14 protein-coding genes and 1 riboswitch are annotated in these 14,730 nt (G+C 41.2%); of the genes, 6 read left to right on the top strand and 8 right to left on the bottom strand.

Annotated elements, in window-relative coordinates; genetic code table 11:
• Positions 1 to 165 precede the first annotated feature (165 nt).
• From ABVF09_RS10550 to ABVF09_RS10540, 3 genes are all read right to left on the bottom strand, one after another.
• The gene (locus ABVF09_RS10550; protein ID WP_371069176.1) at positions 166 to 1,824 is read right to left on the bottom strand and encodes a thiamine pyrophosphate-binding protein; all 1,659 of its coding nucleotides are present in this window, start codon (positions 1,822 to 1,824) and stop codon (positions 166 to 168) included.
• The gene (locus ABVF09_RS10545; protein ID WP_371069175.1) at positions 1,817 to 3,448 is read right to left on the bottom strand and encodes an ATP-binding protein; all 1,632 of its coding nucleotides are present in this window, start codon (positions 3,446 to 3,448) and stop codon (positions 1,817 to 1,819) included. The genes ABVF09_RS10550 and ABVF09_RS10545 overlap by 8 nt, the downstream gene beginning before the upstream one ends.
• A 446-nt stretch (positions 3,449 to 3,894) precedes the next feature.
• Positions 3,895 to 4,743, bottom strand: coding sequence for a CvfB family protein (locus tag ABVF09_RS10540; RefSeq protein WP_371069174.1), 849 nt, complete (start codon positions 4,741 to 4,743; stop codon positions 3,895 to 3,897).
• Positions 4,744 to 5,004: 261 nt separating this feature from the next.
• On the opposite strand from ABVF09_RS10540, the gene ABVF09_RS10535 reads away from it, so the two are divergent.
• The 4 genes from ABVF09_RS10535 to dapA all read left to right on the top strand — a co-directional run bounded on the left by ABVF09_RS10535 (position 5,005) and on the right by dapA (position 7,501).
• A complete protein-coding gene (locus tag ABVF09_RS10535) occupies positions 5,005 to 5,151 on the top strand; it encodes a BH0509 family protein (protein WP_152525512.1) in 147 nt (48 codons plus the stop codon).
• A 123-nt stretch (positions 5,152 to 5,274) separates the two neighbouring features.
• Complete coding sequence (locus ABVF09_RS10530; protein ID WP_371069173.1) at positions 5,275 to 5,727, top strand: YaiI/YqxD family protein; 453 nt, start codon at positions 5,275 to 5,277, stop codon at positions 5,725 to 5,727.
• A 132-nt stretch (positions 5,728 to 5,859) separates the two neighbouring features.
• Entirely contained in the window at positions 5,860 to 6,156 is a 297-nt protein-coding gene (locus tag ABVF09_RS10525; protein ID WP_235162445.1) for a hypothetical protein, read from the top strand.
• Between the two features lie 101 nt (positions 6,157 to 6,257).
• Positions 6,258 to 6,440: riboswitch (Lysine riboswitch) on the top strand.
• A 167-nt stretch (positions 6,441 to 6,607) separates the two neighbouring features.
• Entirely contained in the window at positions 6,608 to 7,501 is an 894-nt protein-coding gene (gene dapA, locus ABVF09_RS10520) for a 4-hydroxy-tetrahydrodipicolinate synthase (protein ID WP_371069172.1), read from the top strand.
• Between the two features lie 24 nt (positions 7,502 to 7,525).
• On the opposite strand, the gene ABVF09_RS10515 is transcribed toward dapA, so the two are convergent.
• Positions 7,526 to 9,073, bottom strand: a complete 1,548-nt coding sequence (locus tag ABVF09_RS10515; protein WP_371069171.1) for a UDP-N-acetylmuramoyl-L-alanyl-D-glutamate--2,6-diaminopimelate ligase — start codon at positions 9,071 to 9,073, stop codon at positions 7,526 to 7,528.
• A 376-nt stretch (positions 9,074 to 9,449) separates the two neighbouring features.
• Between ABVF09_RS10515 and ABVF09_RS10510 the strand changes: the two genes are divergently transcribed.
• On the top strand, positions 9,450 to 10,070 hold the full coding sequence (locus tag ABVF09_RS10510; RefSeq protein ID WP_235162446.1) for a DUF4879 domain-containing protein: 621 nt from the start codon (positions 9,450 to 9,452) through the stop codon (positions 10,068 to 10,070).
• A 23-nt stretch (positions 10,071 to 10,093) separates the two neighbouring features.
• Positions 10,094 to 10,591 carry a hypothetical protein gene (locus ABVF09_RS10505; RefSeq protein ID WP_051382025.1) on the top strand — a complete coding sequence of 166 codons (498 nt, stop codon included), beginning with the start codon at positions 10,094 to 10,096 and terminating at the stop codon, positions 10,589 to 10,591.
• A 323-nt stretch (positions 10,592 to 10,914) separates the two neighbouring features.
• Here the strand turns inward: ABVF09_RS10505 and ABVF09_RS10500 are convergent, their stop codons facing one another.
• From ABVF09_RS10500 to ABVF09_RS10485, 4 genes are all read right to left on the bottom strand, one after another.
• Positions 10,915 to 11,283, bottom strand: a complete 369-nt coding sequence (locus tag ABVF09_RS10500; RefSeq protein ID WP_153462665.1) for a replication termination protein — start codon at positions 11,281 to 11,283, stop codon at positions 10,915 to 10,917.
• A gap of 165 nt (positions 11,284 to 11,448) precedes the next feature.
• Positions 11,449 to 12,708, bottom strand: a complete 1,260-nt coding sequence (gene ilvA / locus ABVF09_RS10495; RefSeq protein ID WP_026570202.1) for a threonine ammonia-lyase IlvA — start codon at positions 12,706 to 12,708, stop codon at positions 11,449 to 11,451.
• A 162-nt stretch (positions 12,709 to 12,870) separates the two neighbouring features.
• Complete coding sequence (locus ABVF09_RS10490) at positions 12,871 to 13,791, bottom strand: DMT family transporter (protein ID WP_153462663.1); 921 nt, start codon at positions 13,789 to 13,791, stop codon at positions 12,871 to 12,873.
• 154 nt (positions 13,792 to 13,945) lie between these two features.
• Entirely contained in the window at positions 13,946 to 14,722 is a 777-nt protein-coding gene (locus ABVF09_RS10485) for an enoyl-CoA hydratase/isomerase family protein (RefSeq protein WP_153462661.1), read from the bottom strand.
• Positions 14,723 to 14,730: the final 8 nt, after the last annotated feature.

Raw genomic sequence — 14,730 nt, 5'->3', positions numbered from 1 at the left:
GGAAGGGTGTTATAAACGATTGAAGCGAAGAATAGCGAATGGAAACACAGACACGGATATGAGGTCGCCTCATATCCGTGTCTCGAAGGCATGCGCATGCATGGTGAGATGACGATATTCAGTCTTTTTATTAGCACGTACTCTATTTAGAAAAAGTTTTATTCTTTACGCTCTATCCAATATGGGCGGGATCTCATCTGGATCTACTAATATTTCTATGACAGAAGGTCCATTTGTATATTCCAAAGATTGCTCGAATGCATCCTTCATTTCTCCTATCGTCCTGCACTGGAAGGATCGGGCGCCGAATGAAGCCGTGTATTCTTTTATATCCACCCCTTGGTTATACACAGCCCCTACACTATACCCAAGCATTTTCGTCATCCCTTTCTCAACCATGTCCAGTCGCCCATTGTTTAAAACGATGAACAATACAGGTAACCTTTGATCTACCGCCATAGCTATTTCTGCTCCATGCATGAATACACATCCGTCTCCCGTTAGACAAGCGACTGTATTGGCAGGTTGAGCCAGCTTCGCTCCGATAGCATATCCTATAGCATGGCCCATCGCCCCAAAGACATCATCAAAATAGAAAGTGCCAGGACGTTCTAAACAGAGGTGTTTAATAGCATAGAAAGAATGGCTCCCATCGTCACCAAACAGGATGGTATCATCAGGTAAAAGGCCCCGCATCGTTTTTATCGCTTCTTTTGCTGATACATAACTTGACGAGTGAGAAATTTCTACGGGCATTTTTTCTTCATGAGGGAATCCAGCATCGACTTCATATGATTGAGGCTTGATCGATAAATGGAAAGTATCCATCAATCTTTTTAATCCGGTGATGTTCTCCTTGATATCACCAATCACCGGAAGGGTAGGTATAGGTAGAGACTTTTCTATGAACTGGTTATCAATATCGAACTGAATGACATGTGACGGAAAGATTGCTTCTGACATCCCTGCTATTGACATATCCGAAAGTTTGCTGCCTATGACAACCATTTCGTCAATCCCGGTTTGCAAATAATCTTTGGTTGATTCATTGCCACCTAGTCCGTAGGAGCCGAGTGATAACGGGTGGTTTGTCGGAAACGTTCCCTTGCCGCCAGGAGTGGTCATCACCGGGATGTTCCAGGTTTCCGCCAACCATCTGATTTCTTCATAAGCACGGGAACGATGGACACCTTTACCGAGAAATAACACTGCCTTTTCCGCTCTGTTCAACCTTTCGACTAAATGGTGAAGGTTGTTGGAAAGAACATCACTCCGCCCATCTGGAAGTAGAAAGGAAAACGGGTTAGTGGCTGTATCCCATATATCCATTGGAATGGACAAATGAACTGGACCTTTCTTCCCCTTTAGGGCTGATTCCACGGCATGTTTAAGCATTATCTCCAAATGCCTGGCTCTCTCTACTTTTGCATTGAATAATGTCACTGATTCAAACATTTTCAGCAAGTCAGTCCCGAAAATAGAAGAATCCTGCCCCACCGGCTTTCCTATCAGATCTGTGGGGGGCTGAGCCGTAAGAAATAAAACCGGTGCATGATATGCTTTCGCTTGAGCCGCTGCAGTCAATAAATTGGTGCCACCAGGGCCTGAAGTGGCAACGGCGATTCCCAGTTTCTCACTGAGCAAAGCGTAACCAGCGGCAGCAAATCCAGCTCCTGACTCGTGTCTTGATAATACAAAAGGCAGGTTTTGTTTTTCGCATTCGGCCAATAAAGGGACAAGCGGTTTACCGGGGATTCCGAATACATATTGAATCCCCCAATCTTTCATGTTCTTCACTAACAAAGAAGCTGCTGATTCAGTCATCCTCTTTTTTCCTCCTCATCCCGTTTTGTAACGGCAAAATTAAATGGATGCTGGTACCTTGTCCTTTGGAGGACTCTACGTTTATGGATCCATTATGTGCTTTTACAATGTCGAAACAAATCGGGATTCCCATACCTAATCCGCTTTCTTTTGTTGTAAAAAAGGGAGTCCCCAAATTTTCGACCTCTGCGGGAGTCATGCCTTTCCCTTCATCCCGGATGGTAATTTGAAATTGCTTTTCTTCTTTATAAACCTGCAGCTCTACAAATACCGATCCACCCTCCGGCATGGCTTCAACAGCATTTTTTATAAAATTGATCAACACTTGCTTGATTTGCGACTTATCTATTGGTACAAACAGTTCATTTTCCACTGAGGAGGCAAATTCAATTTGAACTTTACTGAGCCGGGCGTTGCTGTTCATCAGTTCTATGGTATTTCTGATTAATTGAACGACATCGCTGTTTGTTTTTTGTAACTTGGTAGGCTTGCCTAGAAGGACAAATTGATTGACCAGTGTTTTCATTCTTTCGAGTTCATCCGTAATAATTTGTAAATATTTATTGTGTTCATTATTTTCCTTTAAGAGCTGCACCAGACCGATGATGCTTGAAAGAGGATTTCGTATTTCGTGAGCAAAGCCTGCTCCGAGCTTTCCTACTGCAGACAGTTTCTCCGATTGTATGACTTGTTTTTGCAGTTCGTGATAGCTGGTCATATCTCTAAATTGAGCAAATGCACCAGTTAATTGCTGGAAGCTGTCATATAATGGAAGAACATCCACTAAACATATTCTTTCAAGCTCTTTTTGGTGATCGATTAAAGTTGTTTCGGTATTTTCTATTTTTTCTTGCTTCTGTAATGCCCTCATTACATACTCACTTAATCCAGTAATGCTGTCTATCCCCTGATGGATTGCCTCCCCCTTGGGTATTCCCAGTATTTCTTCTGCTCCTGGATTGTACTCGAGTATTCCTCCACTCTCATCGGTCATGATAATGCCAAGAGGGGCTGAGTTGATCAATACTTGATTAAGCAAGTACAGCTTATGATTTTGCTCTTGCAAACGGATTTCTCCTTCAATGGTATCCACAGCAGAAGACAATAATCCTAAGTGAAATTGATTAGCATAGTCCACCAAGGTCATAATCGAAACAGTACCTGCCAGCTGATTACTGTCTGAGTATGAAAAAGGAGCAGAGTAGCATGCGACTCCCGCAAGACATTCATGAAAATGATCATTTCCTATGAGACCGATCGGTTCTCCATGTTTTAAAGCAAGTGATACAGAATTAGTCCCTACATCCGTTTCACTAAAACGGACTCCTATTGTAATTCCTAAAGAATCGACCATTTGCTTGATGCCTGTATCACCAAAAATCTCCAGTACATAGCCCTCGGCGTCAGTTGTGACAATAAGAGTCGGCACCCCGTCCATATATTCAATAAGCTTTTTCATGAATTCCTTTACAATAGTTAACACTTTTGCATATGTAAGCTGCTTTTGCTGCAATTGCTCTCTTGTAAGTCCTACTTTCAAAAAAGGGATTTCTTCAGGAGACATCCCGTATATGTTTGCACAGGCTTCTTTCGAGTCCTGTATATATTGAGTAAAATCTTTCACAATAATCCTCCTTTAAACCCTGAACAAAGCCATTTACTACTTTGACGAATTCCATTAATCTTTTTCCATGATAAGTGGTTATGGAGGAAATGGCTATCATTTTTCAACATTTTATTGGTGATCAAGCAATTTCAAGTTCCTATTTGCTTAGTTGAAGGACCACTGTGTAAAAAGATTTGCATCTTTTCCTGTCACACAGATTGTTTAGCGGCGAGCGACTAGTCCACCTTCTTTCGACAGCATGTAACTGAATTCCTTATACTTTTTCATAATACCATATTTATACATTTGGCGAACGCTATCTTTTCTTGACATGTACGATGCACAGGATGATTGCGAACAAATCGAACAAACAGCCTTTTATCGAGCCGAGCGCAAGCTTTTTCTCTGTCAAAAAAAACAGGCACAATTCGATTTGTGCCTGTTTCTGGGAATAGAACATATCACTATTTCAAATATGTTTTACCATCTTGTTGGTATACTTTATTCTCTTTTATCAGGTTCCCGAGTGCCCTTTTGAACGCTGACTTGCTTATGTGGAAGGTTTCCCTGATTGCCTCGGCGTCGCTTTTATCTCCGAATTCCATTGCCCCTCCCCTTTTTTCCAAATATTCCAAAATGGATTCGGCATCATCTTTCATACCTTCTTGCTTAAGCGGCAACAATGTTACATTTATAGTGCCGTCATCCTTCACGTCGATAATGCGACCGGTTACTGTCTCTCCTATCCTGGGCTCTTTTTTTCGTTCATGGGGATGGATAAATCCTCTGTATCCTTCTTCAGATAGAATAAAGGAACCCGCTTTTGTAGAGCGATACACGCGTCCGGTAATACGGTGCTGTAAGAAATCAGGCGAAGCAGGTACCAAGTCTGCCATTACATCCGCTTCATTGATTGGTTTTGCCAGTAACCGTCCTTTTTTATCGAAATCTAGGCTGACAAACAAATAATCCCCGCTAATAGGCCAGACTTTCTTTAATAAAGGCAGGTCATCACTGGAGACAAGGATTTCTTTTGGAATCCCTATATCCACGAAAACACCAAGATTCTCTACAACCTCAACTACTTTCGCCCAGCCATAAGAGTCTAGACTGGCCTCGGGAATAGTCTCGGTTGCAAGAAGTTTCCCTTTTCTATCCTGGTAAACAAACACCTTTCTTTCTTTCCCTGGTTGCAGATCGGTATTTATTTCCGGAAGCAATAAGGTTTCTGTTCCTATACTAACTAAAAATCCGTCTGTCACGGAATTTGTGATTTTTGCTCGTTGGATGGTTCCTGGTTGAAGCTCGCTCATTTTGTAACCTCTTTCTTTTATGGAGAATTTTTGCTACCTATCATTATAACCGAGCCCTAAGGAAATAAAAATGAAAAGGGCACATTCCAGCTTTTTTTACTCATGATAAAGTCATTTGTCCTCAAGTATATCAACTATATATTGCTTCAAATCAATATATCTAAATTTGATATTGTTTTTATCTCGAATTGAGATATATAATCAAAGTAACAAGAGAAGAAAACGCTTTATCATCCAACCTAATCCTAAGGGGGATTTGTCATGAGCCAACCAGTGAGAGAAAATCTGATGGAACAATTATGCGACTTGACGACCTTGAACAAAGATGATGTATTGAAAATGACCGATGAAGAAGTCGAATATTATCATTGGCTCTATCTTGAAGAATCGGTTTACGACCTTATGTAACGATAAATAGATGCGATTGTATTCCTCGCAGCCTGCGTTCAACCGCGGGCTGCTTTTTGGTTGTGTGAATTTTTGGTATCATTGGCTCAGTGGATGGAAAGTCAAAGTCTAAGAGGTGCTTTAATGAAAATATTAGTAGACGCAGATGCTTGCCCCGTAAAAGAAATCACGATAAATATTGCAGAAAAATATGGCATTCCTGTAATTCTTGTGAAAAGCTTTTCCCATTTTTCCGCACAAGATGAGTTAAGCAAAGCGGAAAACATTTACGTGGATACAGGTGCGGATTCGGTGGACTATCGTATCATGCAGATTGCCAATGAAAAAGACATCATTATCACACAAGATTATGGCTTGGCATCCCTCGCTTTGGGTAAAGTTTGCATTGTCCTTCATCATAAAGGATTTGCTTATCACCCAACAACGATAGATGAAATGCTCCTCATGCGACACGCCAATGCCAAAGCGCGAAGAAGCGGTAAACGGACAAAAGGACCAAAACCGCTAACAGTAGAAGATAAGGAAAAGTATCAAGTTTTACTTGACAGAGTTTTAAGCGAACGAACTATCCCCTAGTGCTCCTTTCCCTCTTTTCCTTTCGCCAAAATAGGTGTTTATCCATTTCACTTTCCGCTCTCAACCATATGCTGAATATGTAAAGGAGTAGACGAATTGCTCACGAACAATTGCGGAGAGGAGTAGAATATAATGGAACCTCATCATGTGCCTGTCCACCAATATAACGATCCAACCTTTTATCGTTACCCAGTCGAAGGGAATGAAATGGAGAGAAACTTCTTCTTCGGTCCGCTGGGAGCAGGATTGGTTGGATTCGGGCTGGGATATTTAGGCGGTGAACTTTTCGGAAATCCTGCAATCGGTTATCCTCGTCCGGGACCATATGGTTATCCCGGCGGGCCGTATTATGGCGGATATGGCTATCCGGGTGGCGGACGTCCCCCATTCTATGGAAGACCTCCTTATTATGGATATCCACGCCCTTAATCAAAAAAGTTCTTTCATGTGAATTTGGAGCATTGCAAACCTGATAAAACTTTGCTATATTTTAGATACAATTTTTATATGCTTTACTTCAAATTTTTTGGAGTGAGGATAGAGGTGCAAAAACCAATAGTACGCTGCCGTAAGATGATGAGGTCTGAAGAGGGCAGCCGAAAGGGGGATTTGCCGAAGTGGACGGAAACTCATCGTTTCGATTCGCTGGTTCTGTATTCAATAAATACAGGGCTGTCATATAACCTATTGTTATATGGAGGGCTATCTCACGCATCAGAACGATGTCATAGTGATGCAGCAGCGATGCCCTCGTTGCTGTTTTTTTGTGTGATACATGTTGATTATCATTCAAAACCGCGCTTTGCTCTCGTGGGATAGCCTCTATTCACCAGAAGGCTTCAAGCCTTCCTTTTAAAATCATGAATAGAGGTGCAGAAAAATGGATTTTGGGCGAATTTTAACAGCAATGGTTACTCCTTTTGATCAGAACGGTGACATTGATTATCAAAAGACTGAAAAACTGATCAACTATTTAATTGCCAATGGTACCGAAGGATTGGTTGTTGCAGGTACTACAGGTGAGTCCCCAACATTGACGAAAGAAGAAAAATTGAATTTGCTGCGATTTACAGTGCAAACAGTGAACAACCGAGTGCCTGTCATTGCGGGAACAGGGTCAAATAACACCCGTGATTCCATCGATTTTACTCGGGCTGCCGAAGCTGTCGGTGTCGATGCGACTATGTTGGTGACTCCTTATTACAACAAACCGAACCAGGAAGGAATGTATCAGCATTTTCGCTCTATAGCAAGGGCGGTGAAAAAGCCTATCATGCTATACAATATTCCTGGAAGAAGTGCAGCAGGCATGATACCGGAAACGGTCATTCAACTATCGAAGGAAGAAAATATTGTCGCTATTAAAGAAGCTGGCGGCAACTTAGATGACATGACGGCCATCATCAGTGGAACGGATGAAAACTTTCATTTATATAGTGGAGATGACGGACTTTCTCTGCCTGTTTTGGCTATAGGCGGAAATGGAGTAGTTTCTGTTGCATCTCACATAATCGGCAATGAAATGAAAGAAATGGCCGATAGCTTTTTCAACGGTGATCACCGAAGAGCAGCCCTGCTTCATCAAAGCCTGCTGCCATTGATGAAAACCTTATTCATGGCTCCAAGCCCTGCGCCAGTTAAAGCAGCTTTGTCTTATATGGGCATTGACACAGGTCCTGTACGTCTGCCGATGGTTCCGCTCGAAGCGGACGAAAAGCAATTATTATACCGGCAGCTTCAATATTATATCGATGACCAGGCTGCCAATGCTTAAATAAGCCTAATAAAAACCCTCCTGTTACGAGAAATTAACAGGGGGTTTTTTTGCTGTAGACCCTATGGCCCGTTTAGTTATCGCAGTTGATTTAGAGAAGTATTGCTTGATAATGTTTTCATCCGAGTGAGGAATGGCTTCTCCTCTAATCATCTGGCATCCATTGATACATCCTCCGGTTAAAATGATTAAATCCCCTTCTTCAGCGAGATTTAGCGCAGCGATAATTCCTTCTTCTCTTGAATAGGTATAGGTAATATGTGTTTGCTCTGTTTCTGAGAATCCAGACAGTACGTTTGCAACAATTTCTTCTGGTTCTTTATAGCCGGGATGATCAACGGATATGACATACTTATCGGCTTGTCCATCCGCCGCTTCTCCCATTTTCGGCATTTTATCTTCATCCCGGATACCCACTCCCGTCACCATTAAAATGAATCTGCGGAAGGCGAGTTTCTTTACTTCATTCACCAGGTTGCGGAGTGCTTCCGGGGTATGAGCGTAATCCAGCAATATGGTAGCTTGGATTGGCGTTTCGACTAGCTGAAACCTCCCTTTCGGCCCATTTATGGTTGGCATGGCCTCCAGGATTTTTTGGTAAGGTACACCTACGTGGACAGCAGTACAAACAGCAGCCAATAAATTGGAGATGTTATACCCGCCGATCAACGGAGTTTGGACAAGGGAAGACTTGCCATTGATGGTAAGCAGAAAAGTTGATCCCTCCTTTTTTGTACTGATATTGCAAGCAAAAACATCGGCGTCTGGATGTCCGTTTATGCTATATGTCAGCAATGGACCTTGGTACATATCGAGGATGTCATCTGCCATACCCTTATCGTCCAGGTTTACGACAGCTTTTTCTGCTTGTTTAAATAATTTTAGTTTCGCCTTTTTATAATTTTCGAAGGTTTTATGGAATTCCAAATGTTCACTGGATATATTGGTATGGACCCCTATCTGGAACATCATGCCCTCTACCCTTTTTTGTTCGATCGCTATAGAAGTCACTTCCATCACCACTGCCTTTTCATTCCTTCGAAGGAATTGATGGAAAATATAGTGGAGTTCCGGTGATTCCGGCGTCGTAGGTGTGGTGGTTTCGATAGGCAGTGGGCCTGAAGCAGACATCGTGCCGATTGTACCGATAGAACCTGTTGGTATTCCGACTTGATTAAGCAAGGAATGGATATAAGCGACTACTGTAGTCTTACCGTTGGTGCCTGTAACGCCAATCGTCGTAAGCTGTTTGTAGGCATGCTGATAAAATAATATAGAAAAATGAGCGAGTGCTGCCCTGGAATCTTTCACCACTACAAAGGTTCTATCCGGATGAATTGCTGCGAGCTGTGACAATATTGATTCATTACTGCCGACGATGGCCGAAGCCCCATTTTCAACCGCCTCTTCTATATAGACATGCCCATCCTGCTGTTCCCCTTGCATACAGAAAAATGCTGCATCTTTTTCAACCTTCCGGGAATCATAGCGCAGGGAGTTGATTTCAACCAATAACGGACCATGAATCCTTTTCACGTTTGTCATTTTCTCGATGCCGAGGTTAATCTCCATGTTTCACAACCCTTATTAGTGAATACAATTTATTTGCTTCTTACGATTCCCGATAATAAGACTGATTACTCTTTTGTTTTTGAAGAAATATCCTAACTTATATACCTATAGAATAGTACCCTTTTCCCCTCTTCCAGACATTACATCTTTTCACTATAGCAGGCTGACTATTTCATTCGTCTTTCCTTTTCATGCTACCTTCATAAAAAGATATCGTACCTTAAAAAGCCTTACGCCATTCTCGACCAATTTCCAAATCAACCTGAAATATACAATTTTTTGTAATAAATGCTAAATATAACGAAAGATAAACCGATAGAAGATATGAGTGTCCAATTAAGTCTCTATTTATTAAAAATTCTTAGGAGGCGAAATGATGAGGAAAATGATAAGCATCACTTTGACAGCTTTATTATTTATCCCTTTGTTCATAGGAACTGATACAGCTTCTGCAGCTTCGCGACAGGGTAAAATAATAAATCCCCCATCAGAATTATCAAAAAAAGAATCGTTCAAGCAACATGTACTAGAAAACCTCAAAGACGATTATCCCAATGCACAATTTCTTGATAAAAACTTCAGAGAAGGTGAACGATATCAGAAACAAGAGATGATATTGGGAGGTTCCGATTTTACTATCGCTGCTCCAGCCCCCCCTCTTACCTCACTTGAGGTATATGCGGCTATATCATCTAACTATCCAGAGTATGAATACTTTAGTTCAAACCAATTATCTTCCGTTCAAGATCATGGAGGAGAAGAATTATACATTGTGACTGCCGAACTTGGATACGGTTTCCAAAGAAATGCTGCATTCAATGGAAGTCAATTATCGGAAATAGATAGAGAAAATATTGATTTGGAAGGTGACTCCATTGTAGATGGTTGGTTCATTTGGTGGGATGCAAGCGGTAATGAAAATGGTTTATTCACTTACGAAAATACTTCAACCAATTCACCTTGGAACACTATGTTTGATAGAATGAACATTAAATAATACATTTTGAAAGGCGTTGAAAAATGATTGTAGGTACCGTATCTCCAGCACAAGGATATTCTACGTATTCACAAGCTACAACTAGTAGAAAAAATGAAATAACCAAAACAACTTCTCACGATGATACTTCGGCTAATAACCAGGATTTCCGTTTGAAAAAAAGTAATTCATCAAGTGTGTGGGGAGAACTCGCAACAAAATACGATGTTCGGAATGCCACTTTCGACGAAATTAACTCCATTTCGAAAACCTTGTATGATAATGGAGAGATTTCCTTAAAAGATGTAGCTATTTTAACTTTTGATCAGAAAAAAGCTACAGATTATCTGAAACAAAAAGTACCGGGTTTAACTTCCGAGGAATTTACGATGTACCAACATTCAGTGAGTAGCGAAGGAGCCAGAGACTGGATCGCGGAGATGGAAGCAAGAGCCCAAAAAGATTTTGAGTATGGAAATTTAATCGGTTTTCAAAACAGCAAGAAAGTTCTTAACATCCTTCATAAATTGGATTCTATGTAAACGATAAGGATAGAGACTGGACACTCTTTAACAAGAGTAAAGCCCTCCAAGCATGTAATTCGCAGGGGGCTTTACTCTATTTTTATACGATTTTAGATTCTGTCTCTGTCCTATTGTACTCCTAAGACTCCTCAATGTTCATAGTTGCTGTTAAAATACTCTCAAGGTGCTCTTGTCTTTTTGATGGCTGAATGCTTGTTGGTTCGTCGTTACATTGAAAACCTGTTGAAATGGATTTCTTCTTTAGGGTGTTGCTACTCTGCAATCAATTCATGGACTCCGTAAACAAACCAACATTTTCGGTTGTCTTGTTTCTCAGGAAGCTATTGAAAATTATCCTTTAATGCCTTTTCCAATAACTGGAGGCAACGTTCCAGCTCAATTTTTAATTGTTTTTTATATGCCTTGGCCTTCTCTTTTCCTTCCTCGGTGAATTGATAATAAACAACCTCCTGGTAGACTGCTCCCTCTTTCTTCTCTTTTTGCTGAAAAAGGATGCCTTTTTCAATTAGATCATGCAGTGCTTTATATATTTCCGGATGGTTTGGTCTGTATCCTAAATCCCGAAACTCTTCTTTCAGCAAGTCACGAAGTTTCAATCCATACAAATGGTTGTTTTCTATTAATGTAATTAAGTATAATTTTAAAAAGGCCCGCTGTTTCACTAAAAATCCACTTGGTTGTCTCTCCATTTGACTACCTCCTTTAGGAAATCCTTGTTGATTGGACGTGTGTTTGTTTAGAAGGGTATCATCTTTTATTGGGGCGAGTATAAAGGGTTCATAGTGTTTATTTAGAACATAGTTTAATTAGAATTTAATAGGTGAAAAACAAAGGAGCTTTTCAACTCCCCGTTTTTAAATCAGCAGATTGAACAAATCTTGATCTTTGTTAATTTCTATATAAGCGAACCCTTTTTTGTTCATTCTGTCGATCAAGGGCTCATAATCTTTTTTATGTTTCAGTTCGATGCCGACAAGCACCGGCCCCTTATCACGATTATTTTTCTTTGTGTATTCAAAGCGTGTGATATCATCGTCTTTTCCTAACACGTCTTCCATAAATTCTCTTAAAGCACCTGCACGCTGAGGAAAACTAACGATGAAATAATGCTTGAACCCTTCATAAATCAAGGAACGTTCTTTGATTTCTTGCATCCGGTCAATATCATTGTTTCCTCCGCTGATGATGCAGACGATGTTCTTCCCTTTGATTTGGTCCTTGTAATAATCAAGTGCCGAGACAGGTAAAGCGCCGGCAGGCTCTGCAACTATTGCATTTTCACTATACAAATCAACCAAAGTAGTGCTTATTTTGCCTTCGGGAACCAAAACAATATCATCAATCACTTCTTTCCCGATTTCAAATGACAACTTGCCCACCTGCTTGACACTTGCTCCATCTACAAATTTATCGATATTATCCAAAGGATAAACCCGGTCATGATCAAGGGAAAGCTTCATTCCCGGTGCCCCTTCTGGTTCCACCCCGATTACCTGGGTGGAAGGACTGATATTTTTTATATAGGATCCGACACCAGAAATCAAACCACCACCGCCGACTCCCATAAACACATGGGAAACGGGCTCGTCAATCTCTTCCAATACCTCCAAGCCGATTGTTCCTTGCCCCGTTATGGTTCGATAGTCGTCGAATGGATGGATAAACGCCATGGCATTTGCTTCACAAAAAGCGGTTGCTTCCTGGTATGAATCATCAAAAGTATCTCCAGTCAATACAATTTCCACAAACGGTCCGCCAAAAAACTCCACCCTGTCCACTTTTTGACGCGGTGTCGTAGCCGGCATGAAAACTCTACCTTTAACGCCCAAGGCCTTGCATGAATAGGCAACACCCTGGGCATGATTTCCGGCACTGGCACATACCACACCGTTTTGCAGTTCCTCACTGTTCAGGCTTTGCATAAAATGATAGGCACCTCTGATTTTAAAAGACCTGACTACCTGTAAGTCCTCTCTTTTTAAATAAACATTGCATTGATATCGCTCGGATAAAATGGAATCTTTTTGTAAAGGAGTTTTTACCACAACGTCCTTAAGCATTTGATGTGCGATGATAATATCTTTTACTTCAACGGTATTTAGCTTTGTACTCATGTCCCACATATCCTTCCTGCTGAAAAAATTGTTAGCACAATACTACCATAAACAAGCGAATTGTAAACATTATTTTTTATATTTTCTTAAAATTTAGACAAGAGAAAAAAGCAGTACGAACGGAACGTCTGCTTTTCTCTGCAGTTTTATTGGCAAGTGCCTTCATATTTTCTTGTTTAAAGAAACACGGATTGCCTTCCTGTTGGGCAATACCGTTAAAAACAATGAACAAAAGACGAATAAAAAACCGATCCATTGCCATTGATCGATTGCATCATGAAAAACAGTAACCCCAATCAAAACAGATACAATCAATTCCACAGAAGACAGAATTGCCGCTTTGCTGGACTCTACATAGGTAAGCCCCATCGTATATAACAGATATGCTGCAATCGTGGAAATCAAGGTGATTCCGGCAATTACTTCCCAGACCTCTATGATGAAAAAAAGCTGTCCTTTTCTCCATATGCCGCTGGTTGGCAACATGAAAAAGCTTCCGCACAGCATTGCATAGAAGGTGACAGTAAGTGGGTGATAATAGCGGCTTACCAGTTTACCAATCACACTGAACAACGAACAGAACAACCCCGCAGCCAGGCCAAGTATAGTGGTGACAAACCCCAGGCCCGCATTTCCACCAGGAAAATAACCGATAACGAGGGCGCAACCTATGATAGTGAAAAAGATTGCCATTCCTTTTTTCCAGGTCATTTCTTCTTTAAAAAAAGCATAGGCAGTCAAGGCCGCAAATACCGGCGAAGTATAAACAAAAATGACCGCAATCGAAAGGGACGCCCTTTCAATCACTTCAAAGTAACACCAGTTAAACAAGGCAATGCTGATGATTCCCAAGACAAAAAAGTAAGGAACGTGTCTCCATTTTATCCGTAAGTATTTTCTGGCCATAGTAGCTATTAAACCAAAAAGCACCAGGCTCGACGAAGCCAGCCGAACAGCAACAACCTCCCAGGGAGTGAACCCGAAACGATACAGGTAGGTGACAAACAATCCTGTGCTCCCCCAGAAAGCTGCTCCAATTATGATAAAAGCATATGCAGTAGATGAGTTCATGTTGAATCTCATTGCTATCTACCTCCTATTCTCTCTTTCTACAAGGATATATATAACAACGAATTTTGGTTGGTTTATCAGGATTATGTCAGGGAGCATAAGCTGGTAGTCATGGCATAGACATTACGCTAAACGTAAAGGTCGTTCCACCAGGAATAAAACAAGGTTATTGACCTAAAAAAACCGGCTTCCTTTTTTCCAGAAAAGCTTGCACACCTTCTTTATGGTCTTTTGTCTGCGACAATACCTGTTGAATTTTCGATTCTTTCCTCAGAAAATCATCCATTTCTGCTGATGCTTGATTTAACATGCGTTTGACGTATTTATGTGTTCCGATTGGTCCGGAAGCCAATTGAACTGCCCAGGAATGGGCGACTTCTTCTGCCTTGTGTTCCGATAAGAGACTGATGATTCCAAGCTCCTCCGCTTCTTTTGCTTCCAATTCCTTTCCTTCCAGGATCCATTGTTTAACCAATGGCACAGAAATTCTCTGCGAGAGAAATTTCATCAGCCCCAAATCAGGTATCAATCCTATTTGCCGGAAACTAAGAGCAAACACAGCAGATTTATCCGCCACTATAAAGTCAGCAGCAAGAGCCAGGCTGAAACCGGCTCCTGCCGCATAACCTTGTACAGCGGCAATGACTATTTTGTCCAGCTCAGTCAACAATCGGGGAAGACGAGAAGCAGCCTCCATGTATGCAGATACATCCGCTTGACTCTGAAGATTTTGCATGGCGCGAATATCTCCGCCTGCACAAAACGACTTCCCTTTTCCAGTTAAGACTATCAATTTAACCCTATCGTCCGATTCCCATTCGGAAAGCTGGTCCGTCAATTGTTTCATAAGCTCCAGAGACAAACAATTTCTTCTTTGCGGATCATTTAAACGTATATGTCCAATACCTTCCGTTATAGTTGTTTCGATTAGTTGTTTAGCCATTTGCTACC

The sequence above is a fragment of the Sediminibacillus sp. JSM 1682029 genome, from assembly GCF_041366435.1.
GTDB lineage: Bacteria > Bacillota > Bacilli > Bacillales > Amphibacillaceae > Sediminibacillus > Sediminibacillus terrae.
The sequence above is the reverse complement of the archived record's forward strand: the minus strand, read 5'-3'. Positions and strand labels throughout refer to the sequence as shown.

Excerpts from the sequence above, each read along its gene's own strand:
- ABVF09_RS10550 (WP_371069176.1), bottom strand. The coding sequence starts at position 1,824 with ATGACTGAATCAGCAGCTTCTTTGTTAGTGAAGAACATGAAAGATTGG.
- ABVF09_RS10540 (WP_371069174.1), bottom strand. The coding sequence starts at position 4,743 with ATGAGCGAGCTTCAACCAGGAACCATCCAACGAGCAAAAATCACAAAT.
- ABVF09_RS10535 (WP_152525512.1), top strand. The coding sequence starts at position 5,005 with ATGAGCCAACCAGTGAGAGAAAATCTGATGGAACAATTATGCGACTTG.
- ABVF09_RS10530 (WP_371069173.1), top strand. The coding sequence starts at position 5,275 with ATGAAAATATTAGTAGACGCAGATGCTTGCCCCGTAAAAGAAATCACG.
- ABVF09_RS10525 (WP_235162445.1), top strand. The coding sequence starts at position 5,860 with ATGGAACCTCATCATGTGCCTGTCCACCAATATAACGATCCAACCTTT.
- dapA (WP_371069172.1), top strand. The coding sequence starts at position 6,608 with ATGGATTTTGGGCGAATTTTAACAGCAATGGTTACTCCTTTTGATCAG.
- ABVF09_RS10515 (WP_371069171.1), bottom strand. The coding sequence starts at position 9,073 with ATGGAGATTAACCTCGGCATCGAGAAAATGACAAACGTGAAAAGGATT.
- ABVF09_RS10510 (WP_235162446.1), top strand. The coding sequence starts at position 9,450 with ATGAGGAAAATGATAAGCATCACTTTGACAGCTTTATTATTTATCCCT.
- ABVF09_RS10505 (WP_051382025.1), top strand. The coding sequence starts at position 10,094 with ATGATTGTAGGTACCGTATCTCCAGCACAAGGATATTCTACGTATTCA.
- ABVF09_RS10500 (WP_153462665.1), bottom strand. The coding sequence starts at position 11,283 with ATGGAGAGACAACCAAGTGGATTTTTAGTGAAACAGCGGGCCTTTTTA.
- ilvA (WP_026570202.1), bottom strand. The coding sequence starts at position 12,708 with ATGAGTACAAAGCTAAATACCGTTGAAGTAAAAGATATTATCATCGCA.
- ABVF09_RS10490 (WP_153462663.1), bottom strand. The coding sequence starts at position 13,791 with ATGAGATTCAACATGAACTCATCTACTGCATATGCTTTTATCATAATT.
- ABVF09_RS10485 (WP_153462661.1), bottom strand. The coding sequence starts at position 14,722 with ATGGCTAAACAACTAATCGAAACAACTATAACGGAAGGTATTGGACAT.